Raw genomic sequence first — 22,309 nt, 5'->3', positions numbered from 1 at the left:
CGACAAGGGCCTCGCGCAACCCCAGACATAGCGAGGACCTGCCGATGAAATCAGCCGTCATCGTCTTCCCCGGCCTCAATCGCGACCGCGACATGATCGCGGCGCTCACCAAGATTTCCGGCACCGCCCCCCAGGTGGTCTGGCATCAGGATGCCGATTTGCCTGATGTCGACCTCCTCGTCATCCCCGGCGGCTTCTCCTATGGCGATTATCTGCGCTGTGGCGCTATCGCTGCCCGTTCGCCCATCATGGACAAGGTCCGCGAGCGCGCTGCCCAGGGCGTCAAGGTGCTGGGCGTCTGCAACGGCTTCCAGATCCTGATCGAAGCGGGCCTGCTGCCCGGCGCGCTGATGCGCAATATGAGCCTCAAATTCGTCTGCCGCGAGGTCAAGCTCGAAGTCGCCAATGCCGCGACCGAGTTCACGCGCGGCTATACCGAGGGCCAGATCATCCGCTGCCCCGTCGCCCATCACGATGGCAATTACTTCGCTGACGCCGATACCATTGCCCGCCTCGAGGGCAATGGCCAGGTGGCCTTCCGCTATGCCGAGGGCACTAATCCCAATGGCTCGATCAACGACATTGCCGGCATTTTCAACGAGCAGAAGAACGTGCTGGGCCTGATGCCCCACCCGGAAAACCTCATCGAGGCCGCGCATGGCGGCAGTGATGGACGGGCCCTGTTCTCAGGATTGCTGGGCCAGGCGGCTTGAGATGACCCTGCGGGCGCCAGTCAAACCGCGAGTGCTGTTGACCTGGCTAGGGCTGGGGTTCGGCGTGACCGGGTTGATCATGCAATTCATCCTGTCGATGCAGGGGGCCGCCACCAATGGCCGTGATTTCCTGGGCTTTCTCGGGCATTTCTTCGCCTTTTACACCATCCTGACCAATATCGTCCTGGTGCTGATCTACCTCTCCGAAATCCTGCCCACGTCCCGCCTCGAACTGTTCCGACGCCCCGTGACCCGCGGGCTGATGGCCGCCAATATCGCGCTGGTCGGGCTCTATGTTTACTTCGTGCTGCGCTTCCTCGGCTCGCTGGATGGCGTGGCCCTGCTGGCCGACAACATCCTGCATTATCTGTGCCCCACGCTGTATCTGCTGTTTTGGCTGATAGCGCAGCGCCACGGCCAGCTCCGCTGGACCCAGCTGCCCATCATGCTGGCGCCCACGCTGGTCTATTTTCTCTACATCCTGGCGCGCGGCGTCTGGGTGCAGGAATATCCCTATCCCGTGCTCAACGTGGTCCAGCTTGGCTATGGCCAGGTGCTGCTCAACGCCCTCTTCATGGCCGCCGCCCTCGCGCTGCTCTGCATCGCAGTCGTCACCGCCGACAAGCTCATTGCCCGCCAAACCCGGACAAATCTCGAATGACCCTCCCCAACGACATCGTCATTACCCCCCAGCTGGTCGCCGATCATGGCCTCAAGCCCGATGAGTACGACAAGATCGTCGCGCTGATCGGCCGGGTGCCGACCTATACGGAGCTGGGGATTTTCTCGGCGATGTGGAACGAGCATTGCTCGTACAAGAGCTCCAAGAAGTGGCTCAAGACCCTGCCCACCACCGGGCCACGTGTCATTCAGGGCCCCGGCGAAAATGCCGGCGTGGTCGATATCGGTGATGGCCAGGCCGTGGTCTTCAAGATGGAATCGCACAACCATCCCAGTTTCATCGAGCCCTATCAGGGCGCGGGCACCGGCATGGGCGGCATTCTGCGCGACGTCTTCACCATGGGCGCCCGCCCCGTCGCGGCGATGAACGCCTTGCGCTTCGGCGCGCCCGGTCATGAAAAGACCCGCCACCTGGTCTCCGGCGTCGTGGCCGGCATTGGCGGCTATGGCAATGCCTTTGGCGTGCCAACCGTGGGCGGCGAAGTCGAATTCGACGAGCGCTATAACGGCAATACCCTGGTCAATGCCTTCGCGGCGGGCCTGGCCGATACCGACAAGATTTTCTATTCCAAGGCCGAAGGCGTAGGCCTGCCCGTCGTCTATCTGGGCGCCAAAACCGGCCGCGATGGCGTCGGCGGCGCCACCATGGCCTCGGCCGAATTCGGCGATGATATCGATGAAAAGCGCCCCACCGTGCAGGTCGGCGACCCCTTCACCGAAAAGCGCCTGCTCGAAGCCTGCCTTGAACTGATGGCCACCGGCGCGGTTATCGCGATTCAGGACATGGGCGCGGCGGGCCTGACCTGTTCGGCCGTCGAAATGGGCGCCAAGGGCGACCTCGGCATCGAGCTGGACCTCGACAAGGTGCCGGTACGCGAAACCCATATGACGGCCTATGAAATGATGCTCAGCGAAAGCCAGGAGCGCATGCTCATGGTGCTGCATCCCGAAAAGGAAGCCGAAGCCCGCGCCGTTTTCGTCAAATGGGAACTCGACTTCGCCACCGTCGGCAAGACCACCGACGATCTGCGGTTCCGCGTGCTCTGGCAGGGCGATGAAGTCGCCAATCTGCCGATCAAGGACTTGGGCGACGAAGCCCCCGAATATGATCGCCCCTGGATCGAGTCGCCAAAGCCGGCCGCGCTGGCCGCCACCGACATCCCGCAGATGGACGTGGCCGATGCCCTGCTCAAGCTGATGGGCAGCCACCAGATCGCCTCGCGCCGCTGGGTCTATGAGCAATATGATACCCTGATCCAGGGCAATTCCCTGCAGCGCCCCGGCGGCGATGCCGGCGTCATTCGCGTCGAAGGCCACGACACCAAGGCGCTGGCCTTCACCTCTGACGTCACCCCGCGCTATTGCGAAGCCGACCCCTATGAAGGCGGCAAGCAGGCCGTGGCCGAAGCCTGGCGCAACCTCACCGCCACCGGCGCCGATCCCCTTGCCGCCACCGACAACCTCAATTTCGGCAATCCCGAACGTCCTGAAATCATGGGCCAGCTCGTGGGCGCCGTGAAAGGCATTGGCGAAGCCTGCCGTGTGCTCGAATTCCCCATCGTTTCGGGCAATGTCAGCCTTTACAACGAAACCAATGGCCGCGGCATCCTGCCGACCCCCACCATTGGCGGCGTCGGCCTGCTGCCCGACTGGAACAAGATGGCCCGCATCGGCTTTGCCGCCGAAAATCAGGTCATCCTGCTGGTCGGCTCGCCCGCTGCGCGTGGCACACATCTGGGGCAATCCATCTATCTGCGCGACCTGTTCGGCCGCCGCGACGGCACGGCCCCCTCAGTTGATCTCGCCCATGAAAAGCGTACGGGCGACTTCGTCCGGAAGCTGATCCGCTCCGCCACCGCCACCGCCTGCCATGACCTGTCCGATGGCGGCCTTGCCGTGGGTCTGGCCGAAATGGCTATTGCCTCGGGCATTGGCGCCACCATTGTCGATCTCACCGACCAGAGCCCGATTCTGCAATATTTCGGCGAAGACCAGGGTCGTTACCTGCTGACCGTCAATCTCGACCCGCAGGGCGACGAGATCGCTACCCTCTGGGCCGAGGCCAAATCCCTGGGCATCCACGCCCCCTGGATCGGCACGACCGGCGGCACCGATCTGGTTCTCGGCGCCGCCCGCCCCCTGCCCGTCCGCGACTTGGCCGCAGCGCATGAAGGCTGGTTCCCCGACTACATGAACGGGTAAGGCTATCAATTAATCTGCCTGCCTTATGATCGCCGCTCTTTGGAGTGCTTTGACACTCCGGGGCGTTTTCAGGAAAAGTGGCTACCGCTTTCCGGTTCGAAAACGCCCCAAAACAAAGAAGTGACAGCACTCCGCTGGAGTGCTGTTGCGGCGGCGTTATCATTTCGGAGACGACCATGAATTTTCGACCGGCGATCAGTGGTCTAGCGGCATTGACCATGGGCCTGCTGCCGGCCGCCGCCTATGCGCAGAGCGTCAACGTCACGCGCTCGATTCTGCAGGATCAGCCCTACACGGTGATCTACCCGGACGTCATGGTGCCCTCGGGCGGCGCCACCGAGCCACTGAACCTGACCCATCCCAGCGTGCCGCTGCAATGCGACCTCACCATTGTGCCGGTGCAGGATACCGACTGGACCGCCCAAAGCGCGCTCTCCAGCCTCAATGACAACGAAGTCGCTTCCAGCTGGGCCAAGACCTTCCCCGGCTTCACCCTGGGCACCAAGACCACCACGCCCTACCAGAGCGGCCCGGCGCTGCTCTACGACGGCCAGAGCACCGACTCGCCCATGGGCATCCCGCTGACCATCGTGCACACCGAAGCGGTCGATACCGGGCGCGGCTATACCCTCGATTGCCTCTTTGCCACCGAGATCGCCGCCCAGGCTCGGCCGATTGTCGATTTCATCATCGCCAATTTCTCGACCCGCTCGGATGCCGAATGCTGCGTCGGCGCGGAAGCCAAATCCGTTGAAACCGCTCCGATTGCCCCCACGCAATAGCAGCTTGGCGCAGCGCTCGTATTGAAGCGCCCTGCCCCGTGCCATATCTTGGTGGAGTCGGCGCTGTCGCCGGACTGACCAAGGAGTTGAGCAATGCCCATGGACGCCAACGAGATCGAGCGCCGCATCAAGGCCGCGTTGCCCGACGCCGACATCGAGATTCGCGACTTGGCCGGCGACGGCGACCACTACGCCGCCACGGTTATTTCCGCTGCCTTCAAGGGCAAATCCCGCGTGCAGCAGCACCAGCTGGTCTATGCCGCCCTGCAGGGCGATATGGGCGGCGCGCTACACGCCTTAGCCCTCCAGACCAGCGCCCCCGAATAGACCAGTGTCGCTGCGCGACTCGCTCGAGCTGATCCGCATGGTCCGTCCCGAAGCCGGGACGGCTGCGCTCGAGCATGAAATCGCCGCCGAACGCGCCTCCTCCATCAGCGCCGCCGAGCGCAAAGTGATCGCCACCCTCGCTGCCCTGGCGGAAGCCCACAGCGAACCCGCCCTTGCAGCGGCCCGCCAGGCCGTTTGGGAATATTTCGTGCATCGCGAATTGATCGGTTTTCGGCGCCACAATGACGTGATTCAGGACCTCAGCATTCCCCGCGAAGTCCTTGCTGGCCTTGGCGCATCACCGGCCAGGGGCAAGTGAGCCTGCGCCACACGGAGCCCGTATGACCCGTGCCGTATTCTTCGACATCGATGGCGTGCTGATCCATGGCTTTCACGCCCGCCCCGACCTGACCCGCCGCTGGGATAAGAACCTGCTGGCCGACATGGGCGTGGACCCAAAGCGGTTCGTCGACGAGTTCATCTTCGATATCTTCGTCAAGAAGGTCGTGACCGGCGAAATGTCGGTGATCGACGCCCTTGAACGCCGCCTGCCTTCGCTCGGCTACAAGGGCTCGCCTGTCGCCTTTCACCACTATTGGCTGATCAACGACAGCGAACTCAACCAACCCCTGCTCGAAGGCATCCGCCAGCTCAAGCGCAAAGCCGATATCCGGCTCTACATCGCCACCAATCAGGAGCATCTGCGCGCCAGCTGGCTCTGGAGCCATCTGGGGCTCAATGAACTATTCGACGATATGTTCTATTCGGCCCGGGTTGGTGTGCGCAAACCCGACCCGGCCTTTTTCGACTTCGCCATGAGCAAGATCGGCCCGCAGACCGAACAGCCCCTCTTCTTCGACGACACACCCAAAGTGATCGATGGCGCTCGCGCCGGCGGGTGGGAGGCGGTGCTGTTCAACACGGTCGATGACTTCACCAGCCACCCCTGGGTGGCTGAGCGACTTTAGCCATTCCGGCTACAACACTTGATCGGCAATTGACGATGGCAGGCCTCGACAGCGCCTCGTCAAGCTCCTATTTATGGACCAACGATTTTCCCGGTTTCCCCCGGACCCAAGAAAGGCTGCCGCAATGACCGACATCAATGCATTCATCGACGACAAGGTGAAGAATAACGACATCTTCCTGTTCATGAAGGGCACACCGGACTTTCCGCAGTGCGGCTTCTCCGGCCAGGTCGTGCAGATTCTGAGCTATCTCGGCGTCGACTATGGCAGCGCCAACGTGCTGGAAAGCGCCGAACTGCGCGACGGCATCAAGGCCTACACCAATTGGCCGACCATTCCCCAGCTCTACGTGAAGGGCGAATTCGTCGGTGGCGCTGATATCGTGCGCGAAATGTTCCAGGCCGGTGAACTCCAGACCCATCTCGAAAGCGCCGGCATTCCCGTCAAGCTTTCGGCCTAACTCTACCAGCTCATAACCAAAACGCCGGCCCCAGCGGCCGGCGTTTTCTATTTGGCCTCGAAATCCGCCGAAAGCCGCAACTCCCGCAACGGTCGCACTCGGCGTGTCGCCTCGGCATAAGTGGGATGCGCCTTATAGGCTGCCAGCGCCGCTGAGTCGGCGAATTCGGCGTAGACTACCACGTCGACTTCGTTGGAAATCTGGTCCACCTTGCTGTTCCGCGACACCTCGAAATGAGTGCTGTGCGGAATGGTGCCGAGCAGGCTCAGCCCCTCGCAAATCGCGTCGAGATGGTCATCCGACTTGGCGGTGAAAAAGACGATATGGCGGATCACGCTCAGACTCCCGAATAGTGGCGCGACTTGTCGATGCGATTGACGCAATGGTCAACCCATCACCAGGCTTGATAGATCCCATTCAGCAATATTGCTTTGCGTGATGATGTCGCGGGCGTAGATAGAACATCCATATATGGATGCCCCCTCATGACCTCATCGGCCCTGCGCCCTGCCGTTCCCCTTATCGTCATCATCATCGCCGGCTGTATCGTCGCGGCGATCGGCAATGGCGTACGGACCAGTTTTGGCCTCTTCACCCTGCCGATGACCAGCGATCTGGGCCTCAGCCGCGAGGGTTGGGGCATGGCCATGGCCATCCAGAACCTGGCCTGGGGCATAGCACAGCCCTTCGCCGGCGCCTTTGCCGACCGCGTCGGCACCGCCCGCACCGTGGCCGCCGGCGCCGCCGTCTACGCCTTGGGCGTCGTGCTCATGGCCTTTTCGCCCAATGCCGGCATCATGACGCTGACCGGTGGTGTCATTACCGGCGTCGGCATTGCCGTCTGCTCGTTCAGCGTGGTCATGGCCGCTTTCGGCCGCGCCGTGCCAGCTGAAAAGCGCAGCCTGATCTTTGGCGTCGCCACCGCCGCTTCCTCGTTCGGGCAGTTCGCCTTTGCCCCGATCAGCCAGGGCTTCATCAATGCCTTTGGCTGGCAGACCGCGCTGATCTATCTCGGCGCCATGCTGCTGCTGATCATCCCGCTGTCCTTTGCCCTGCGCGGCCGCAGCGAGCGCACCGCGGGCCAGGTGGACATGCCCTTCATGCAGGCGCTGTCCCGTGCCTGGGGCCATGGCTCGTACCGGCTGCTGGTGATCGGTTTTTTCGTCTGCGGCTTTCACCTCGCCTTCATCAACGTCCACATGCCCGCCTATCTGGTGCAATGCGGTCTCTCGCCCGAAGTCGGCAGCTGGACCATTGCCGTGATCGGCCTGTTCAACGTCGTCGGCAGCCTGTCGGCGGGGTATCTGGGCGGCCGTGTGCCCAAGCAGATATTGCTGGCCAGCATCTATTTCCTGCGTGCGGTGGCCATTGGCCTCTTCATGCTGTTTCCGGTCACCGAAATCACGGCCTATACCTTCGCGGCGGCCATGGGCCTGCTCTGGCTCTCCACCGTCCCGCCGACGGCGGGCCTCGTCTCGGTGTTCTTTGGCCCCCGCTATATGGGCATGCTCTATGGCGTCGCCTTTTTCAGCCATCAGCTCGGCTCGTTCATGGGTGTGTGGCTGGGCGGCGTCGCCTTCGATCTGACCGGGCATTACGATCTGGTCTGGTATCTGGGCATTCTGCTCGGCCTGGGCTCGGCGGCATTGCATCTGCCGATCAACGACCGCACCGCGCCAGCCTTCGCCTTGAAACCGGCCTGATATCGTCATCTGCCGATTGACGCCTTGCCAAAGCGGGCCATGAGGTTCATGGTCGGCCTTGTCTTTCCGCCGCGCGTTTTGCCGTGGCCTGCCTGAGTTTCATTCATGTCCGATCATTTTTCGCGGGTTTTATCCCGTCCAGAATTCATTGCCCTGATGGCAGCACTCATGGCGCTGAACGCCCTCGCCATCGACGTCATGCTGCCCGCCCTGCCCTATATGGGCGAAGCCCTGGGCATCAGCAGCGAGAACGAGCGCCAATATGTCATCTCCGCCTATATGATGGGGTTTGGCCTGGCCCAGCTCGCCTTCGGCCCGCTATCGGACCGCTACGGCCGCCGTGCGCCCCTGCTCATCGGCATTGTCGTCTACATCCTCGCCGCGGTGGCAGCAGTGTTCTCGCCCACTTTCGGCATCTTGCTGGCGCTGCGCTTCCTGCAGGGCATGGGCGCCGCGGGCACCCGTGTCATCGCCACCTCGATCGTGCGTGACATGTATTCGGGCCGCGCCATGGCCGAAGTCATGTCGCTGACCTTCATGGTGTTCATGGCCATCCCGATCATCGCGCCCGGCATCGGCCAGGTGCTGCTGCTGACCGGCCCGTGGCACACCATTTTCCTGTTCATGGGTGGCCTTGCCGCCGTGTTCGGCCTCTGGGCCTTCATCCGCCTGCCCGAGACGCTGGCGCTGGGCAATCGCCGCGAACTAACGCTGGGCGTCATCCTTGATGGCTTCCGCATTGTGCTGACCAACCGCGTGGCCTTCTGCTACGGCCTGGCCGGCACCTTCACCTTCGGCGCCCTGTTCGGCTTCATCAGCTCGTCCCAGCAGATTTATGTCGATATCTACGGCCTTGGCGTCTATTTCCCGGTCGCTTTCGCTGCCGTGGCCGCGCTGATGGCCGTGTCATCCTTCACCAATTCACGCATCGTCTCGCGCGTCGGCATGCGGCGCCTGTCGCATGGTGCCATGCTGGTGTTCACCGGCATGAGCGCGGTCTGGCTGCTGCTGGCCTGGATCGGCTTCCTGCCAATCTGGCTGTTCCTGCCAATCCTGGCGGTCATCATGTTCTGCTTCGGCTGGGCCGCATCGAACATGAATTCGCTGTCCATGGAGCCGCTGGGCTCGGTGGCGGGCACCGCCTCATCGGTGTTCGGCTTCATCCAGACTATTGGCGGCGCCGTGATCGGCGGCTTTATCGGCCAGCAGTTCAACGGCACCGTAGTGCCCGTCGCCGCCGGCTATTTCGTCATGGGCGTGCTGACGCTGATCTTCATCCTGATCGCCGAGAATGGCCGGCTCTTCGGCGTGGGCAGCGAAAATGCCCACACCGACATGAGCCACCACGCCGCGCACTAATCAGCAGTTGGCGGGTTCAACGCCTCGATCTCGCTGCGGTCATGATAGACATGATCGACCAGACCCCAGGCCTTGGCCTGTTCGGGGGTCATGAAGTGGTCGCGCTCCAGCGCGGCCTCCACTTCCTCATAGGTCCGGCCGCAATGCTTGGCATAGAGACTGTGCATACGCCGCTTGAGCCGCTGGCTTTCCTCGGCATGCAGCACGATATCGGTGACCTTGCCCTGGTAGCCGCCGCTGGGCTGATGCAGCATGATCGATGCATTGGGCAGGCAGATGCGGCTGCCCGCCTCGCCCGCCATCAGCAGGAATGAGCCAGCCGACATGGCCATGCCCATGCACAGCGTGCCCACCGGCGCCTTGATGAACTGCATCGTGTCATACATGGCCAGCGCCGAGGTCACGACGCCACCAGGCGAGTTGATATAAAGACTTATCTCCTTTTTCGGATTCTCCGCCTCAAGAAACAGCAACTGCGCACAGACCAGCGCGGCCATATTGTCCTCGATCTCGCCATTGACGAAAATGATCCGCTCGCGCAGCAGCCGCGAATAGATATCGAAAGACCGCTCACCGCGGCTGGATTGCTCGACCACCATAGGGACGAGTTGCATCATGTCGCGCATCGGCGACCTCCGTTCTGATCTAGGTTTTAAAAGGGCTAGGCGGCCAGCATCAGCGGGCCGGCCAGATTGCTGTTGGCCGCCACCGGCATCACCACCGGCTCATGCGTCAGCCGGAACCAGGTCCGCCCGTCGGCCATGGGCTTGAGCTCGAAGGTGACGACGCTATCCTCGACATCGCCAATGGCGCCCTGCCCGGCTTCCCGCCAGTGATAGCTGAGCGATTTGTTCTCCTCGGCCGCCAGCATGGTCAGGTCGAGCGCTTCGCCCGATGCTGCATCCGGCGCCAGCCAGCGCTCGAGATATTCGGGGATGGTCAGCGCCCGCCACACCTTTTCCGGCGTCGCGTCGAGCGCACATTCATATACCAACGCCTCGTCCATCATTGGTCCATCTCCTTGAGCAGGTCCTTGAGCTGATCGATCCACTGAGGCCAGAACGCGCGATGGCGCGCCAGCCAGCCATGCAAGGGCGCCAGCCCCGCCGGCTCGATCCGGTAATTGACATAGCGCCCCTTGCGCCGCTCGCTGACCAGCCCCGCTTCGCGCAGCACCGCCAGATGCTGGGACATGGCCGGCTGCGAAATGGCAAAGCCCTCGCGCAGTTCCGTCGCTGTCATCTCGGCCGTCGCCAATCGCTCGAACACCGCTCGACGCGTCGGATCAGCCAGCACTTTGAAAATATCCGCTTCGCTCATGGGCTACACATAAGCACAGACTTATGAGTCGAGCAAGGGGCGTGTGGAAGCGGGGGCCACGGCTTCGTGATCGTTCAAACCACCGGGTCATCCCCGCGAAAGCGGGGACCTCTGTTTGCTTTCTTCAGCATCCCGAAACGGAGGTTCCCGCTTTCGCGGGAATGACACTGTGGGTGACCTGTCAGGTTTGCACAAAGCATTGTGCGTGCGGCGAGTGGCCCTCGGGTCGAGCCCGAGGGAGAGCGGCGGGGAGGATGGATTGGGTTGCCCCGCCTAGTAGGTAAACACCTCGCGCCGCAATTGCTGCCAGCTGTCCTTGTCGGTGGCGATGATCAGGCCGCCATCGACGTGATGGGGCAGATAGGGCGAGCCGTCCAGCCGGGCGGCATAGCCGCCGGCTTCCTGCGCCATCAGCGTGCCGGCCAGGTGATCCCAGGGCATCAGCTTGTTGTAGCAGAGGAATTGTGCGTGGCCGGAAACGAAGGTGCGGTATTCATGCCCCGCCACCCGATAATTGGACACCACTCGGAGCTTGGCGAAATTGGCCAACACCTGGGGGCGCGACTCGACTGGCATGAAGGCCACCGAACAGCAGCCCACCATCTCCGCCAGCGGCAGTGGCTCGGCGATCTGCATGCGCACCGCCTCGCCATCGGGCCGCCGCAGCCAGGCGCCACTGCCCTTTTCAGCCATCATCCAGTCATCGCCCATCGGATCATAAATGATGCCGGCAATGGTCTCGCCCTTGGACACCACCGACGCCATCACGGCAAAGAGCGGCAGGCCAGCTGCGTAATTGGCCGTGCCATCGATCGGGTCGACCACGACGGCAAGATCAGCATGCGCCAGCGCGTCCAGCAAAGCCGGATCGGCCGCGACGGATTCTTCGCCCACAAACAGCGCGTCGGGCGCCAATTCGGCCACCCGGGCTTTGATGAAACGCTCGGCAGCCTCGTCGGCCTCGGTCACGAGATCAATTGCCGAGGTCTTGATCTTGACCATGCCCGCATCCAGCCGGCGGAACCGGGGCAGCACTTCGGCCTTGGCCGCATCGCGCAGAATGGTGGCAAGCTTGCCGATATCAACACTCATACTCCGGTCCTTCGTTCGAACAGCCCTGCAAAATCGAACAGTTTCGGATCGAGCATATGGCTAGGATTGACGTTCCCGAGCGCGCGGATCATCACGTCCTTGCGCCCCGGCATGCGTTTTTCAATGTCGCTCAGCATGGCCTTCATCGCATTGCGCTCCAGCCCATCCTGGCTGCCGCACAGATCGCAAGGGATGATGGGAAAGGCCATGGCGTCGGAAAACCGCTGCAGATCGTCTTCCGCACAATAGATCAGCGGCCGCAACACTTCGATGTCACCCTCGTCATTGAGCAGGCGCGGCGGCATGGCCGCGAGCTTGCCGCCATGGAACAGGTTCATGAAGAAGGTTTCCAGACTATCGTCGCGATGATGGCCCAGCACCAGCGCCGTGCAGCCCTCTTCCCGCGCAATGCGATAGAGATTGCCGCGCCGCAACCGGCTGCACAGCGAGCAGTAGGTCGCCCCCGCCGGCAGCTTGTCGGTGACGATGGAATAGGTGTCCTTGTATTCAATCCGGTGCGGAATCCCCAGCCCGCCCAGGAATTCGGGCAGGATATGCTTGGGGAAATTGGGCTGCCCCTGATCGAGATTGCAGACCAGCAATTCCACCGGCAAAAGCCCGCGCCATTTGAGGTCCAGCAGCAGCGCCAGCATGCCATAGCTGTCCTTGCCGCCCGACAGCGCCACCAGCCATTTCTCGCCCGCCCGCACCATGGCGAACCGGTCCAGCGCCTCGCGCGTATTGCGGATCAGGCGTTTGCGCAGCTTGTTGAACTCCACACTGCGCGGCGCCCCGGCGAAAATCGGGTGCGCGCCGGATTCGGCTTCGTCGGCTTCGGCCTGGGGGGCGGCATCCATAACGGCGCTCATGGCAGAACTCTTGTGGCAATCATGTCGTAGCTGATATCGCCCCTGCCCCCGCGAGGAAAGCAAAACCGGCCTTGGGGAACATTACCAAGCTTTAATTTCCCATTCTTGCTTTGGACGTTTTGCGGCAGTTACATGACACACCTCACCGGCACCCAGGAGTCTCGTGGTGTTTCGCTCTTTCTTCCCTGAACCCAAAATCTTCTTTTCCTCCGCAGTCCTCTGGCTGCTCTTTGCCGTCGTCGCCTGGTTCGCCATCGGCACGCCGCTGCGATCGGCCATCAGCATCGACCGCTTCACCCATCCGGTGATCGCGGCCCCGGCCACTCCCGATCAGCCCCCAGCAGCAACGCCCGCCGCGACCGATCAAGCCCAGCCGGCCGCTACCCCCGGGGAGGCCAACCCCAACGCGCCCGCGACGACCGAGAGCGCCAGCCCCTCCCAGCAGGCCGCAGCGGCAGGCGCCAATGAATCCTCGGCCGCCAACTTTCTCAATGGCGAGCGCGTCTGGCTCTACCAATATGTCCTGCTGATCTCGCTGCTGTTCTGCCTGTTCTGGTATTTCTACAAACGCAACGAGTGGTATTGGTGGTCGGTCGTCGGCTCGACGGGCATCCTGCTGGTCATCTATTTCCAGGTTCAGGTGGACGCCTTCGTCAACGAATGGTCCGGCGTGTTCTTCGACATGATCCAATTGGCGCTGACGCAACCGCGTTCAGTGACGCCCGAGCGATTCTATGGCGAGGTCTTCACGCTCTTCGCCGTGCTCATGCCCACCATCATCGTGGCCGTGCTGCTGGCCTTCGTCACCTCGCATTATGTGTTCCGGTGGCGCAAGGCGATGAACTTTTACTACATGGAGCATTGGCCAAAAATCCGCGAAACGGAAGGCGCGGCCCAGCGTGTGCAGGAAGACACGATGCGCTTCGCCACCATCGTCGAGGATTTGGGCACTGCCTTCTTCGGGTCGCTGATTACGCTTGTCGTGTTCCTGCCCTTGCTCTGGAACCTCTCCCAGAACATTACCGGCCTCCCCATTGTCGGCGATATTCCCGGCAGCCTGGTCTGGGTGGCGCTGGCCACCGCGGTTTTCGGCACGCTGCTGCTCGCGGTGGTGGGCGTCAAGCTGCCAGGCCTGAACTTCGCCAATCAGCGCGTCGAAGCGGCGTATCGCAAGGAACTGGTGTTCGGTGAGGATCACGCCGATCGGGCCGACCCGCCCACCGTCAAGGAACTCTTTGCCGGCGTGCAGAAGAACTATTTCCGGCTCTATTTCCACTACACCTACTTCAACCTGGCGCGTTACGCCTATCTAAACATGGTTGGCTACGTGCCCTTGCTGGCGCTCTCGCCGTCAATCCTGGCGGGCGCGTTGACCATGGGCCTCTACCAACAGGTGCAATTGGCCTTCGGGCAGGTGTCGAGCTCGTTCCAGTTCTTCGCCCGGGCCTGGACGACGATCGTGGAACTGCAATCGGTGTTCATGCGTCTGCGCAAGTTCGAGAGCTATATCCCGATCGATCAGGAGCCGATCAATGTATCGCTCCGCGGGGTGCCACCTGCTGTGCAGTAGGATGGGTGGGGTTCGTTGAATCTGGCTAGATCGGAGTACCCCCTCCTAGCCTCCCCCTGATAGGGGGAGGGATCTCTCCACTCTTGGGGCAGGGTCGAGTTCTAACCACAAGGCGGTCCCTCCCCCTATCAGGGGGAGGCTAGGAGGGGGTACTCCGATGCCGCGTCTGTCCCCTTGCGGCAGCACCAACCAGGGTCGCCCTTCCACACGCCCAAAACAAAAAAGGCCGCCCCGAGGGGCGGCCTTTTCAAATCTGTTATTCTGCTTCGCTTAGCGCGAGTAGAATTCGACGACCAGGTTCGGTTCCATCTGGACCGGGTACGGCACGTCCGACAGCGCGGGAACGCGGGCGAAGGTGGCGGTCATCTTGTTGTGGTCGACTTCGACGTAATCAGGAACGTCGCGCTCGGCCAGCTGGGTGGCTTCGATCAGCACGGCGAGCTGCTTGGAGCGCTCACGCACTTCGATCTTGTCGCCGACCTTGACCTGGTAGGACGGGATATTGACGCGCTTGCCATTGACCAGGATGTGGCCATGCGACACGAACTGGCGCGCAGCGAACACGGTGGCAACGAACTTGGCGCGGTAGACGATCGCGTCCAGACGGCTCTCGAGCAGGCCGATCAGGTTCTCACCGGTATCGCCCTTAACGCGGGCAGCTTCGGTATAGAGGCGCTTGAACGCCTTTTCGGTGACCGAGCCGTAATAGCCCTTGAGCTTCTGCTTGGCGCGCAGCTGCAGACCGTAGTCCGAGAGCTTGCCCTTGCGGCGCTGACCATGCTGGCCGGGGCCATAAGCACGGGCGTTGAGCGGGGACTTCGGACGGCCCCAGATATTTTCGCCAAGACGGCGATCGATCTTGTACTTGACTGAATGACGCTTCGACATCGCGTATCCTTCTTAACAGGTGAATGGATCGCGCCCTCCTCTGCCATCCCGAGGGATGACCGACAGACCCCAAAAATTCAGGAGATCCCGGGTGCGCCTATAGGCTCGAAAGCCTCGATAGGTGGCCGCGTGATATAGTTGGACGGCCCAGGAGTCAAGCCAGCGCGGGCCTCAGGCCATTTTCTTGTCGAGCGTCTTCTGCTCGCGCAGCGCGGGGAAGACCTGGCTCCAGATCACCGCCACGGCAATCGCCCCCAGCCCGCCCAGCGCCACAGCAGGCACCGGGCCAATCAGGTGCGCCACCGTGCCGGCGCGGAACTCGCCCAATTCGTTGGAAGCCCCGATAAACACCGAATTGACCGCATTGACCCGCCCGCGCACTTCCTCGGGCGTCCAAAGCTGCATGATCGTCTCACGAATGGTGACGCTGACCATATCGGAGGCGCCCACCAGCGCCAGCGCGGGAATGGAAATCCATACGGTGCTGGAGAGGCCGAACACTACGGTGAAAGCGCCGAACAGCCCGACAAAGAGGAAGAGGATTTTGCCTGCATGATTGCGAATCGGGAAACGGGTCAGGAACAGTGCCATGACGATAGCGCCGATCCCCGGCGCGGCGCGCAGCAGCCCGAGTTCCTGCGGGCCGGCATGCAGGATGTCCTTGGTATAGACTGGCAGCAGCGCCACGGCCCCGCCCATCAGCACGGCGAACATGTCCAGCGAGATGGCGCCCAGCACCACCTTGTTGGAGAAGATATAGCGGAAGCCGGCCAGCATGGTCTCAAGACTGGTCGCCTGATGCGATTCCCGCTGCGCGGGCTTGGGGATCAGCAATACGCTGATGGCGGCGGCGAGCAGCAGCACCCCGGCTGTTGCGAACGGCACCGCAGGCCCGAGGCCGTAGAGCAAGCCACCGGCGGCGGGGCCCATGATGGCGGCGAACTGCCAGGCCGAGGCATTTACGGTGATGGCGTTAGATAGGGCTTCGGGCGGCACCAGGTTGGGCGCCAGCGACTGCGCAGCGGGGCCCCAGAAGGCGCGCGCCGTGCCCAGAACGATCAGAATACCGAAAATCGGCCAGACTTCATGGGCTTCCGCGTTGACGAAAACCAGGAAGCCCATGGCGCAGACCAGCTCGACGCCGAGGCAGATTGCCATGATGAAGCGGCGGTTCAAGCGGTCGGCGGTGAGCCCGGTGACCAGGATCAGCAGCAGCGCGGGCAGGAACAGGCACAGGCCCACCAGCCCCAGCAGGAAGGCATTGCCGGTGACATCGTAAATCTGCCAGGCGATCGACACCGACATGATCTGTACCGCAAAGCTGACCAGCAGCGTGGTCAGCCAGAAAAAGCGGAAACCGACATAGGTGAAAGCGATGCGGGATTTGTCTTGCGGGGCGGGCGTGCTCATGGGGCAAGCAGATCGCATGACAAAGTGTCGCAGTCAAAGGCGGAACGGGTAAATTCGGTTCGCCTGCGTGCTTTATCAGTCCGTGTTGCTGCCCGGCTTCTGCCGATTGGGATTTGGCCGCTGGTGGCGCCGGTCAATCGAGGAAATCACCCCGCGCAAGGTGCGGATTTCCTGGCTGGTGAATTTGCCGCGCTCCAGCATGGTGCGCAGATTGTTGACCACGGTCGGACGCTTGTCGGGGGCGGTGAAGAAACCGGACTGGTCCAGAGTGGATTCAAGATGTCCGAAAAGGCCCACAAGCTCTTCGCGCGGCGCGACTTCTGCCAGGGCGTCGGAGAATGGCAGGGCCGCGCCGGCTTCGCTGTGGCGGCGATATTCATAAGACAGCAGCAACACGGCTTGGGCGATATTGAGCGAGGCAAAGGCCGGCTCCACCGGCAGGGTGACAATGGCATCGGCCAGCGCCACTTCCTCGTTCAGCAGGCCCCAGCGCTCGCGCCCGAATAACAGGCCAGCCGGACGGCCCGAACCGATCTGGGCAGCCAGATTGGTTGCTGCCTCTTCGGGTCCCAGCACAGTCTTCTGCATATCGCGCGAGCGGGCGGTGGTGGCGTAGACCAGCGTCAGGTCGGCAATCGCTTCTTCCAGCGTTTCGAATACCCGCACCCGCTCGATCACATGATCGGCGCGGGAGGCGGCATTGATGGCCTTTTCATTGGGCCAACCATCGCGCGGCCGCACCAGGCGCAAATCCCAGAGCCCGAAATTGGCCATGGCGCGCGCCGCCGTGCCGATATTCTCACCCAGCTGCGGTTCGCACAGGATGATCGCCGGGGTCGGCGCAAGCGTGGGTTGTTTCGAAGAATCCGTACCGGCCATGGCGCCCAATCCGTGAAGTCAGGCGCACATATCGCATTTGCCGGGCCGGATGCAAATCAGGCGACGCGATGCCGCTGCGGCAATTCCCGCACTTTGCTCGGTCGGTTCCATTCCCGATCCAGCATGGCAAAATGCAATTCCTCGTCCCATTCGCCCTGGAACAGGGCATGTTCGCGGTAATGTGCCTCGAGCCGCATGCCCATGCTCTGCATCAGCTTGATGGAATGGTGATTGCGACCGTCGCAGCGTGCAAAGACGCGATGGATGCGGAAGTGCTCAAAGGCCAGGTCGAACAGCGCACCCAGCGCCTCGCAGGCAAAGCCCTGTCCCGAATAGCTCGGATTGATCACGAAGCGCACTTCGCCCTGCCCCGCCGTGGCATCGGACCAATGCAGCGACACATGCCCAATCAATTGCTTGTCGCCCTTGCGCACCATGGCCAAGGTTAGCGTGTCGCCCGGCCGCTGCAGGCTGACATGACTGCGCATCACCTCGAGCGCCCGAGCCACCTCATTCTTGTCCCGTGCCTTGCTGACTGCATAACGCTGTGCCGCAGGCAGCGACAAATAGGCGTTGAGCGACTCCAAATCCCCTCGTTCAAAGGTACGAAGGGTCAACCGCTCGGTTTCGATGGGCAGACTCAGTGACGACATGATTGCGCTCCCTCCCGCTGGGCATTGCGAAAACTCAACGCGAGGGGAGTCCGAGACGTTCCTGCCAGCCAGAGAAATATTCTACCCCAGCGCCGGGAACGATTTCGGATGATGGCGCCGAGCTGCGAGCAAGCGGCGACCGGCCAACTCAACCTGCCAAAATCGAGTTATATCAAGAGATTGCGACGGCAAACCTGAATCAACGAGCGAAGAAAATATAGCGTTTTTCTGGCCATTCCGTCTCCAGAATGGCATAGACAAATTCCTCGTCCCACTCGCCCTTGAACAGGGCGTGCTCGCGGAAATGTGCTTCACGGCGCATGCCCAACCGCTCCATCAACTTGGCGGAAGCACTGTTCCGGGCATCACAGCGCGCCATGACCCGGTGAATTTCGCCGTCCTTGAACGCCAGGTCCAGCAAGGCCACCGCCGCTTCGGTCGCATAGCCATGTCCCTGATAATCGGGATGAAAAATCCAGCCGATTTCGCCCTGCCGCGCGTCGAGATTACGCAGGATCAGCGAAACCTCGCCGATCAGCGCGCCCTCGTCCGCCAGCTCCACGCCCAGGATGATCTTGTCATCGTCGGCCTCCAGCGCCACCTGGCCGATGCGCTGCTGTACCGCCAGCGCGCATTCCTCCCGGCTCAGCGGCACGTCGAACAGATAACGTGCGACATCTTCGCGCCGGCGATAGTCGAACACGGCGTCGACGTCGCCGCGCGTGAAGGGACGCAGTCGCAACCGCGCCGTTTCAAGCGGATAGTCCGGGTGCAAATTTGCGTCCTCCAGCTTTGGCGCGCGCACTCTTGCCAAGCTCGTTCACAAAGGCAAGAGCCGCGCCTTGCCGCAACAGGCGGGCCGTGCAAGCTTCTGCGGCATGAACAAGCCCGATCGGCTCATGGTGGATGTGACCGCCGCCTGCGCGTGCGGCGCCGTGGTAATGACGCTGCGCGGCCGCGTGCTGTCGATGCTGGTCTGTTCGTGTCTGGATTGTCAGCGCGCCACCGGCACCGGCCATTCCACGGTGGCGCTGGTATCAGCCGAGGCTGTTACCCTGGCCGGAGCAACGGCGAATTTCGCGCGGCCCGCCGATTCCGGTGCGATCTTCACCCGACATTTTTGTCCCGTCTGCGGCACCCCGCTCTACGGACAATCCTCGCGGGCGCCGGATGTGCGCATGCTGCCGGTCGGCTTCTTTGCCGGGCAGAATCAGTGGTTTGATCCCAATCAGCTGATTTTCGCTCGCTCCCAACAGACCTGGGACCTGGTGGCAGATCACCTGCCACGGCACCAGACCTATCGGGAGCGAAACGACCCGCGTTAGATACGCGCAAACACCAGGCTGGCATTGACGCCGCCAAAGCCAAAGGAATTGGACAGCGCGTAGTCGATGGCCTTGGGCTTGGCGACCTTGGGCACGAGGTCGAAAATATCGGCCACTTCCTCGGGGTCTTCGAGATTGATCGTTGGCGGCAGGATGCCAGTGCGCAACGCCTGAACCGAGATGATCGCCTCGACTGCGCCAGCAGCACCCAGCATGTGGCCGGTGGCCGACTTGGTCGAGGACACGGCAAGATCCTTGCCGCGGCCGGGGAACACCGCGGTGATCCCGGCAATTTCGGCATTGTCGCCCACCTGAGTGGAGGTGGCATGCGCGTTGACATAGCCGATCTGGCTGGGCTCAAGCCCGGCCATCTTCAGCGAATTGCGCATGGCGACCTGCGCGCCGGCACCATCCGGCGAGCCCGCCGTCAGGTGATAGGCGTCGGCAGAAGTGCCGTAACCCGCCAGAATCGCCAGCGGGATCGCGCCACGCGCCTTGGCATGGCTGAGCTTTTCGATGACCAGCACGGCAGCGCCTTCGGCCAGCACGAAGCCGTCATGGCCCTTGTCGAACGGGCGCGAGGCCAGATGCGGCGCGTCATTATGCGAGGAGGTCAGGGCGCGCGAGGCGCCGAAGCCGCCGATGGAGATGGGATCGACCGATCCTTCGGCGCCGCCTACGACGGCCACTTCGGCCTCGCCGGTCATGATCAGGCGCATACCATCGCCAATGGCCTGGGCCGAAGCCGCACAGGCCGTCACCGGGGCGCCGATCGGGCCCTTGAAGCCATGCAGAATCGAAATCCAGCCGGCTGCCAGATTGGCGAGAAAGGACGGCACGGTGAACGGCGAGAGCCGCCGCGGGCCTTTTTCCTGGATGATCTCGACGGCCCGCGCCATCACCGGCGATCCGCCGACGCCCGAACCGATAATGGTGGCGGTCGCGGCCTGATCTTCGGGGGAAGTCGGATGCCAGCCAGCCTGGTTCAGCGCCTCGGCAGCGGCGCCGATGCCATACTGGATGAACAGGTCCATCTTCTTGATTTCCTTGCCGTCGATGAAATCGGCGGGATCGAAACCATGCGGCACATCGGCCTTGCTGGGCACCAGGCCCGCAATGCCCGAGGTGAAGCCAGTCGTGTCGAAGCGGTCATTGCGGACCACCCCGCTCTCGCCAGCCACCAATCGCGTCCAGAGCGTTTCCACCCCTACGCCCATCGGGCTCACGGCGCCCATGCCGGTGACGACAATGGGATCGGCGGGATCGGGTTTCAGCATTCTGTCTCCTTGGGTTGCGATTGTGTCCGGCCTAGAGCCGGGAAAGTTGCTGCAGTGCCGTGATGACCACGGCGAAATCGGGGCGGACGAGTATTTCGCGCAACTCGGCCTGCGAGGCCCGCCATACCGGCACGGTCTGCGCAACCAGTTCCCGCCCCGCATCGGTAAGCACGCAGACGCGGCCATTCACACCGGACGGGCGTGTCGAAATGACGACGCCCTTGGTCTCAAGCAGGTCGAGATTGCGCGACAGTGTCGTGCGGTCCATCGCAATCCGGTCCGCCATCTCGGTCACCGACAGGCCGGGCTGGCTCTGCAGCGACGTCAGTATAGTGAACTGCGCCGCTGTCACGCCATAGGGGCGCAGCTTGCGGTCGGCCCGCCGGGTAATGGCGCGCGCCGCCATCCGCGTATTGAGCACCAGACATTGTGAAAAATCGTCCTGCATCGCCGCGATATAGTCGTGCATATACACGGCGTCAAGCTGGGCAAGCCCCCATGCCATAACGCGCCTTTGCGCTGCCGGCTGCCAATGCTATAGGGGCGCACCATGAACTGCCCGGCCAAACCGGGCCATATTGCATAGGCAAAGGGAGCCCAGCCGATGAGCAAGATCAAAGTCGCCAACCCGGTCGTCGATCTCGACGGCGATGAAATGACCCGCATCATCTGGCAGGCGATCAAGGACAAGCTGATCCATCCCTATCTCGACCTGCCCATCGAATATTACGATCTGTCGGTGGAAAGCCGCGACGCCACCAATGACCAGATCACGGTCGATGCCGCCCACGCCATCCAGCAGCACGGCGTCGGCATCAAATGCGCCACCATCACCCCCGATGAGCAGCGCGTCGAAGAATTCAAGCTCAAGAAGATGTGGAAGTCGCCCAACGGCACCATCCGCAACATTCTGGGCGGCGTGATTTTCCGCGAGCCCATCATCTGCAAGAACGTGCCGCGCCTCGTCCCCGGCTGGACCCAGCCGATCATCGTGGGTCGCCACGCCTTTGGCGATCAGTACCGCGCCACCGATTTCCTGTTCCCCGGCAAGGGCACGCTCACCATCAAGTTCACCGGCGAAGACGGCAAGGTCATCGAGCACGAAGTCTACCAGGCTCCGGCCGCCGGCGTTGCGATGGCCATGTATAACCTCGACGACTCGATCCGCGACTTCGCCTATTCGAGCTTCAATTACGGCCTCGCCCGCGGCGTGCCGGTGTATCTGTCCACCAAGAACACCATTCTCAAGGCCTATGACGGCCGCTTCAAGGACATCTTCCAGGAGATCTACGAGGCCGAGTTCAAGGAACAGTTCGAAGCCAAGAAGATCTGGTACGAACACCGCCTGATCGACGACATGGTCGCCTCGGCCCTCAAGTGGAGCGGCGGCTACGTCTGGGCCTGCAAGAACTATGACGGCGACGTGCAGTCCGACATCGTGGCGCAGGGCTTCGGCTCGCTGGGCCTGATGACCTCGGTTCTGGCCACGCCCGATGGCAAGATCGTGGAAGCCGAAGCCGCCCACGGCACGGTGACCCGTCACTACCGCCAGCACCAGCAGGGCAAGGAAACCTCGACCAATTCCACCGCCTCGATCTTCGCCTGGACCCGAGGCCTAGCCCACCGCGCCAAGCTCGACGACAATGAGGCGCTGGCCAAGTTCGCGCTGACGCTGGAAAAAGTCACCGTCGACACGATCGAAGAAGGCAAGATGACCAAGGACCTCAGCCTGCTCGTCGGCCCCGATCAGCCTTGGCTCTCCACCATCGGCTTCCTCGACGCGATCGACCAGAACCTGCAGAAGGCCATGGCGTAACCGCCACAAGCCGAT

The 22,309-nt window shown here is 62.5% G+C and carries 26 protein-coding genes; 13 read left to right on the top strand and 13 right to left on the bottom strand.

All coding sequences use genetic code 11. From position 1 onward, the window contains the following. Nucleotides 1–44: 44 nt before the first annotated feature. From purQ to grxD, 8 genes are all read left to right on the top strand, one after another. Nucleotides 45–713 (top strand): phosphoribosylformylglycinamidine synthase subunit PurQ, encoded by a 669-nt coding sequence (purQ, locus tag N8A98_RS17100; RefSeq protein WP_262167069.1) that lies wholly within the window; start codon nt 45–47, stop codon nt 711–713. 1 nt (nt 714) lies between these two features. Next, nucleotides 715–1,374 carry a Pr6Pr family membrane protein gene (locus tag N8A98_RS17095; RefSeq protein WP_262167068.1) on the top strand — a complete coding sequence of 220 codons (660 nt, stop codon included), beginning with the start codon at nt 715–717 and terminating at the stop codon, nt 1,372–1,374. Continuing rightward, nucleotides 1,371–3,596, top strand: a complete 2,226-nt coding sequence (gene purL, locus N8A98_RS17090) for a phosphoribosylformylglycinamidine synthase subunit PurL (protein WP_262167066.1) — start codon at nt 1,371–1,373, stop codon at nt 3,594–3,596. Before N8A98_RS17095 ends, purL begins: the two co-directional genes overlap by 4 nt. A gap of 176 nt (nt 3,597–3,772) precedes the next feature. Beyond that, on the top strand, nt 3,773–4,378 hold the full coding sequence (locus tag N8A98_RS17085) for a hypothetical protein (RefSeq protein WP_262167065.1): 606 nt from the start codon (nt 3,773–3,775) through the stop codon (nt 4,376–4,378). A gap of 93 nt (nt 4,379–4,471) precedes the next feature. After that, nucleotides 4,472–4,705, top strand: coding sequence for a BolA family protein (locus N8A98_RS17080; protein WP_262167063.1), 234 nt, complete (start codon nt 4,472–4,474; stop codon nt 4,703–4,705). A gap of 4 nt (nt 4,706–4,709) precedes the next feature. Beyond that, nucleotides 4,710–5,024 (top strand): DUF6665 family protein, encoded by a 315-nt coding sequence (locus tag N8A98_RS17075; protein ID WP_262167062.1) that lies wholly within the window; start codon nt 4,710–4,712, stop codon nt 5,022–5,024. A gap of 22 nt (nt 5,025–5,046) precedes the next feature. Next, nucleotides 5,047–5,673, top strand: coding sequence for an HAD-IA family hydrolase (locus N8A98_RS17070; RefSeq protein WP_262167060.1), 627 nt, complete (start codon nt 5,047–5,049; stop codon nt 5,671–5,673). A gap of 124 nt (nt 5,674–5,797) precedes the next feature. Then, nucleotides 5,798–6,133, top strand: a complete 336-nt coding sequence (gene grxD, locus N8A98_RS17065; protein ID WP_113123613.1) for a Grx4 family monothiol glutaredoxin — start codon at nt 5,798–5,800, stop codon at nt 6,131–6,133. A 47-nt stretch (nt 6,134–6,180) separates the two neighbouring features. On the opposite strand, the gene N8A98_RS17060 is transcribed toward grxD, so the two are convergent. Next, nucleotides 6,181–6,468: a Dabb family protein gene (locus tag N8A98_RS17060; protein WP_113123614.1), complete on the bottom strand. Its 288-nt coding sequence runs from the start codon at nt 6,466–6,468 to the stop codon at nt 6,181–6,183. A 150-nt stretch (nt 6,469–6,618) separates the two neighbouring features. Between N8A98_RS17060 and N8A98_RS17055 the strand changes: the two genes are divergently transcribed. Then, on the top strand, nt 6,619–7,836 hold the full coding sequence (locus tag N8A98_RS17055) for an MFS transporter (protein WP_262167057.1): 1,218 nt from the start codon (nt 6,619–6,621) through the stop codon (nt 7,834–7,836). A 105-nt stretch (nt 7,837–7,941) separates the two neighbouring features. Then, nucleotides 7,942–9,195, top strand: a complete 1,254-nt coding sequence (locus N8A98_RS17050) for a multidrug effflux MFS transporter (protein ID WP_262167056.1) — start codon at nt 7,942–7,944, stop codon at nt 9,193–9,195. On the opposite strand, the gene N8A98_RS17045 is transcribed toward N8A98_RS17050, so the two are convergent. The 5 genes from N8A98_RS17045 to ttcA all read right to left on the bottom strand — a co-directional run bounded on the left by N8A98_RS17045 (nt 9,192) and on the right by ttcA (nt 12,476). Continuing rightward, nucleotides 9,192–9,821 carry an ATP-dependent Clp protease proteolytic subunit gene (locus N8A98_RS17045; protein WP_262167054.1) on the bottom strand — a complete coding sequence of 210 codons (630 nt, stop codon included), beginning with the start codon at nt 9,819–9,821 and terminating at the stop codon, nt 9,192–9,194. The two genes, N8A98_RS17050 and N8A98_RS17045, sit on opposite strands and share 4 nt — an antisense overlap. A gap of 35 nt (nt 9,822–9,856) precedes the next feature. After that, nucleotides 9,857–10,204 (bottom strand): SRPBCC family protein, encoded by a 348-nt coding sequence (locus tag N8A98_RS17040; RefSeq protein ID WP_262167052.1) that lies wholly within the window; start codon nt 10,202–10,204, stop codon nt 9,857–9,859. Then, complete coding sequence (locus tag N8A98_RS17035) at nt 10,201–10,515, bottom strand: ArsR/SmtB family transcription factor (protein WP_262167050.1); 315 nt, start codon at nt 10,513–10,515, stop codon at nt 10,201–10,203. Before N8A98_RS17035 ends, N8A98_RS17040 begins: the two co-directional genes overlap by 4 nt. 273 nt (nt 10,516–10,788) lie before the next feature. Beyond that, nucleotides 10,789–11,607, bottom strand: a complete 819-nt coding sequence (locus tag N8A98_RS17030; protein WP_262167048.1) for an inositol monophosphatase family protein — start codon at nt 11,605–11,607, stop codon at nt 10,789–10,791. Then, entirely contained in the window at nt 11,604–12,476 is an 873-nt protein-coding gene (gene ttcA, locus N8A98_RS17025; RefSeq protein WP_262167047.1) for a tRNA 2-thiocytidine(32) synthetase TtcA, read from the bottom strand. The genes N8A98_RS17030 and ttcA overlap by 4 nt, the downstream gene beginning before the upstream one ends. Nucleotides 12,477–12,642: 166 nt before the next feature. Between ttcA and N8A98_RS17020 the strand changes: the two genes are divergently transcribed. Then, nucleotides 12,643–14,046, top strand: a complete 1,404-nt coding sequence (locus N8A98_RS17020; RefSeq protein WP_315974499.1) for a peptide transporter — start codon at nt 12,643–12,645, stop codon at nt 14,044–14,046. A gap of 270 nt (nt 14,047–14,316) precedes the next feature. On the opposite strand, the gene rpsD is transcribed toward N8A98_RS17020, so the two are convergent. The 5 genes from rpsD to N8A98_RS16995 all read right to left on the bottom strand — a co-directional run bounded on the left by rpsD (nt 14,317) and on the right by N8A98_RS16995 (nt 18,681). After that, nucleotides 14,317–14,934 carry a 30S ribosomal protein S4 gene (rpsD, locus tag N8A98_RS17015; protein WP_035098936.1) on the bottom strand — a complete coding sequence of 206 codons (618 nt, stop codon included), beginning with the start codon at nt 14,932–14,934 and terminating at the stop codon, nt 14,317–14,319. A 171-nt stretch (nt 14,935–15,105) separates the two neighbouring features. Then, on the bottom strand, nt 15,106–16,344 hold the full coding sequence (locus N8A98_RS17010) for an MFS transporter (RefSeq protein WP_262167044.1): 1,239 nt from the start codon (nt 16,342–16,344) through the stop codon (nt 15,106–15,108). A 75-nt stretch (nt 16,345–16,419) separates the two neighbouring features. Beyond that, complete coding sequence (locus N8A98_RS17005; protein ID WP_113121200.1) at nt 16,420–17,223, bottom strand: RNA methyltransferase; 804 nt, start codon at nt 17,221–17,223, stop codon at nt 16,420–16,422. A gap of 56 nt (nt 17,224–17,279) precedes the next feature. After that, a complete protein-coding gene (locus N8A98_RS17000; protein ID WP_262167041.1) occupies nt 17,280–17,876 on the bottom strand; it encodes a GNAT family N-acetyltransferase in 597 nt (198 codons plus the stop codon). Nucleotides 17,877–18,075: 199 nt separating this feature from the next. Further along, nucleotides 18,076–18,681, bottom strand: a complete 606-nt coding sequence (locus tag N8A98_RS16995; protein WP_262167039.1) for a GNAT family N-acetyltransferase — start codon at nt 18,679–18,681, stop codon at nt 18,076–18,078. Between the two features lie 73 nt (nt 18,682–18,754). Here N8A98_RS16995 and N8A98_RS16990 point away from each other — a divergent pair, with 73 nt between their 5' ends. Beyond that, nucleotides 18,755–19,201 carry a GFA family protein gene (locus tag N8A98_RS16990; RefSeq protein ID WP_262167038.1) on the top strand — a complete coding sequence of 149 codons (447 nt, stop codon included), beginning with the start codon at nt 18,755–18,757 and terminating at the stop codon, nt 19,199–19,201. Here the strand turns inward: N8A98_RS16990 and fabF are convergent. Together fabF and N8A98_RS16980 are read right to left on the bottom strand one after the other, a co-directional pair. After that, a complete protein-coding gene (fabF, locus tag N8A98_RS16985) occupies nt 19,198–20,478 on the bottom strand; it encodes a beta-ketoacyl-ACP synthase II (RefSeq protein WP_262167036.1) in 1,281 nt (426 codons plus the stop codon). The two genes, N8A98_RS16990 and fabF, sit on opposite strands and share 4 nt — an antisense overlap. A 31-nt stretch (nt 20,479–20,509) precedes the next feature. Then, nucleotides 20,510–20,947 carry a MarR family winged helix-turn-helix transcriptional regulator gene (locus N8A98_RS16980; RefSeq protein WP_162740165.1) on the bottom strand — a complete coding sequence of 146 codons (438 nt, stop codon included), beginning with the start codon at nt 20,945–20,947 and terminating at the stop codon, nt 20,510–20,512. A gap of 135 nt (nt 20,948–21,082) precedes the next feature. Between N8A98_RS16980 and N8A98_RS16975 the strand changes: the two genes are divergently transcribed. Beyond that, a complete protein-coding gene (locus tag N8A98_RS16975) occupies nt 21,083–22,294 on the top strand; it encodes an NADP-dependent isocitrate dehydrogenase (RefSeq protein WP_262167033.1) in 1,212 nt (403 codons plus the stop codon). The last annotated feature ends 15 nt before the right edge of the window (nt 22,295–22,309 follow it).

Source organism: Devosia neptuniae (genome assembly GCF_025452235.1).
Lineage (GTDB): Bacteria > Pseudomonadota > Alphaproteobacteria > Rhizobiales > Devosiaceae > Devosia.
This window is presented reverse-complemented; position numbering and strand designations above follow the sequence as displayed.

Bases quoted from the DNA above. Each gene is read 5' to 3' on its own strand.
- N8A98_RS16980 (WP_162740165.1), bottom strand. From the start codon at position 20,947: ATGCACGACTATATCGCGGCGATGCAGGACGATTTTTCACAATGTCTG.
- N8A98_RS17040 (WP_262167052.1), bottom strand. From the start codon at position 10,204: ATGATGGACGAGGCGTTGGTATATGAATGTGCGCTCGACGCGACGCCG.
- N8A98_RS17070 (WP_262167060.1), top strand. From the start codon at position 5,047: ATGACCCGTGCCGTATTCTTCGACATCGATGGCGTGCTGATCCATGGC.
- N8A98_RS17085 (WP_262167065.1), top strand. From the start codon at position 3,773: ATGAATTTTCGACCGGCGATCAGTGGTCTAGCGGCATTGACCATGGGC.
- N8A98_RS17080 (WP_262167063.1), top strand. From the start codon at position 4,472: ATGCCCATGGACGCCAACGAGATCGAGCGCCGCATCAAGGCCGCGTTG.
- grxD (WP_113123613.1), top strand. From the start codon at position 5,798: ATGACCGACATCAATGCATTCATCGACGACAAGGTGAAGAATAACGAC.
- N8A98_RS17010 (WP_262167044.1), bottom strand. From the start codon at position 16,344: ATGAGCACGCCCGCCCCGCAAGACAAATCCCGCATCGCTTTCACCTAT.
- N8A98_RS17055 (WP_262167057.1), top strand. From the start codon at position 6,619: ATGACCTCATCGGCCCTGCGCCCTGCCGTTCCCCTTATCGTCATCATC.
- ttcA (WP_262167047.1), bottom strand. From the start codon at position 12,476: ATGAGCGCCGTTATGGATGCCGCCCCCCAGGCCGAAGCCGACGAAGCC.
- N8A98_RS17050 (WP_262167056.1), top strand. From the start codon at position 7,942: ATGTCCGATCATTTTTCGCGGGTTTTATCCCGTCCAGAATTCATTGCC.
- N8A98_RS17000 (WP_262167041.1), bottom strand. From the start codon at position 17,876: ATGTCGTCACTGAGTCTGCCCATCGAAACCGAGCGGTTGACCCTTCGT.
- purL (WP_262167066.1), top strand. From the start codon at position 1,371: ATGACCCTCCCCAACGACATCGTCATTACCCCCCAGCTGGTCGCCGAT.
- N8A98_RS16975 (WP_262167033.1), top strand. From the start codon at position 21,083: ATGAGCAAGATCAAAGTCGCCAACCCGGTCGTCGATCTCGACGGCGAT.
- fabF (WP_262167036.1), bottom strand. From the start codon at position 20,478: ATGCTGAAACCCGATCCCGCCGATCCCATTGTCGTCACCGGCATGGGC.
- N8A98_RS16990 (WP_262167038.1), top strand. From the start codon at position 18,755: ATGAACAAGCCCGATCGGCTCATGGTGGATGTGACCGCCGCCTGCGCG.
- N8A98_RS17035 (WP_262167050.1), bottom strand. From the start codon at position 10,515: ATGAGCGAAGCGGATATTTTCAAAGTGCTGGCTGATCCGACGCGTCGA.
- N8A98_RS17045 (WP_262167054.1), bottom strand. From the start codon at position 9,821: ATGCGCGACATGATGCAACTCGTCCCTATGGTGGTCGAGCAATCCAGC.
- N8A98_RS17030 (WP_262167048.1), bottom strand. From the start codon at position 11,607: ATGAGTGTTGATATCGGCAAGCTTGCCACCATTCTGCGCGATGCGGCC.
- N8A98_RS17095 (WP_262167068.1), top strand. From the start codon at position 715: ATGACCCTGCGGGCGCCAGTCAAACCGCGAGTGCTGTTGACCTGGCTA.
- purQ (WP_262167069.1), top strand. From the start codon at position 45: ATGAAATCAGCCGTCATCGTCTTCCCCGGCCTCAATCGCGACCGCGAC.
- rpsD (WP_035098936.1), bottom strand. From the start codon at position 14,934: ATGTCGAAGCGTCATTCAGTCAAGTACAAGATCGATCGCCGTCTTGGC.
- N8A98_RS17005 (WP_113121200.1), bottom strand. From the start codon at position 17,223: ATGGCCGGTACGGATTCTTCGAAACAACCCACGCTTGCGCCGACCCCG.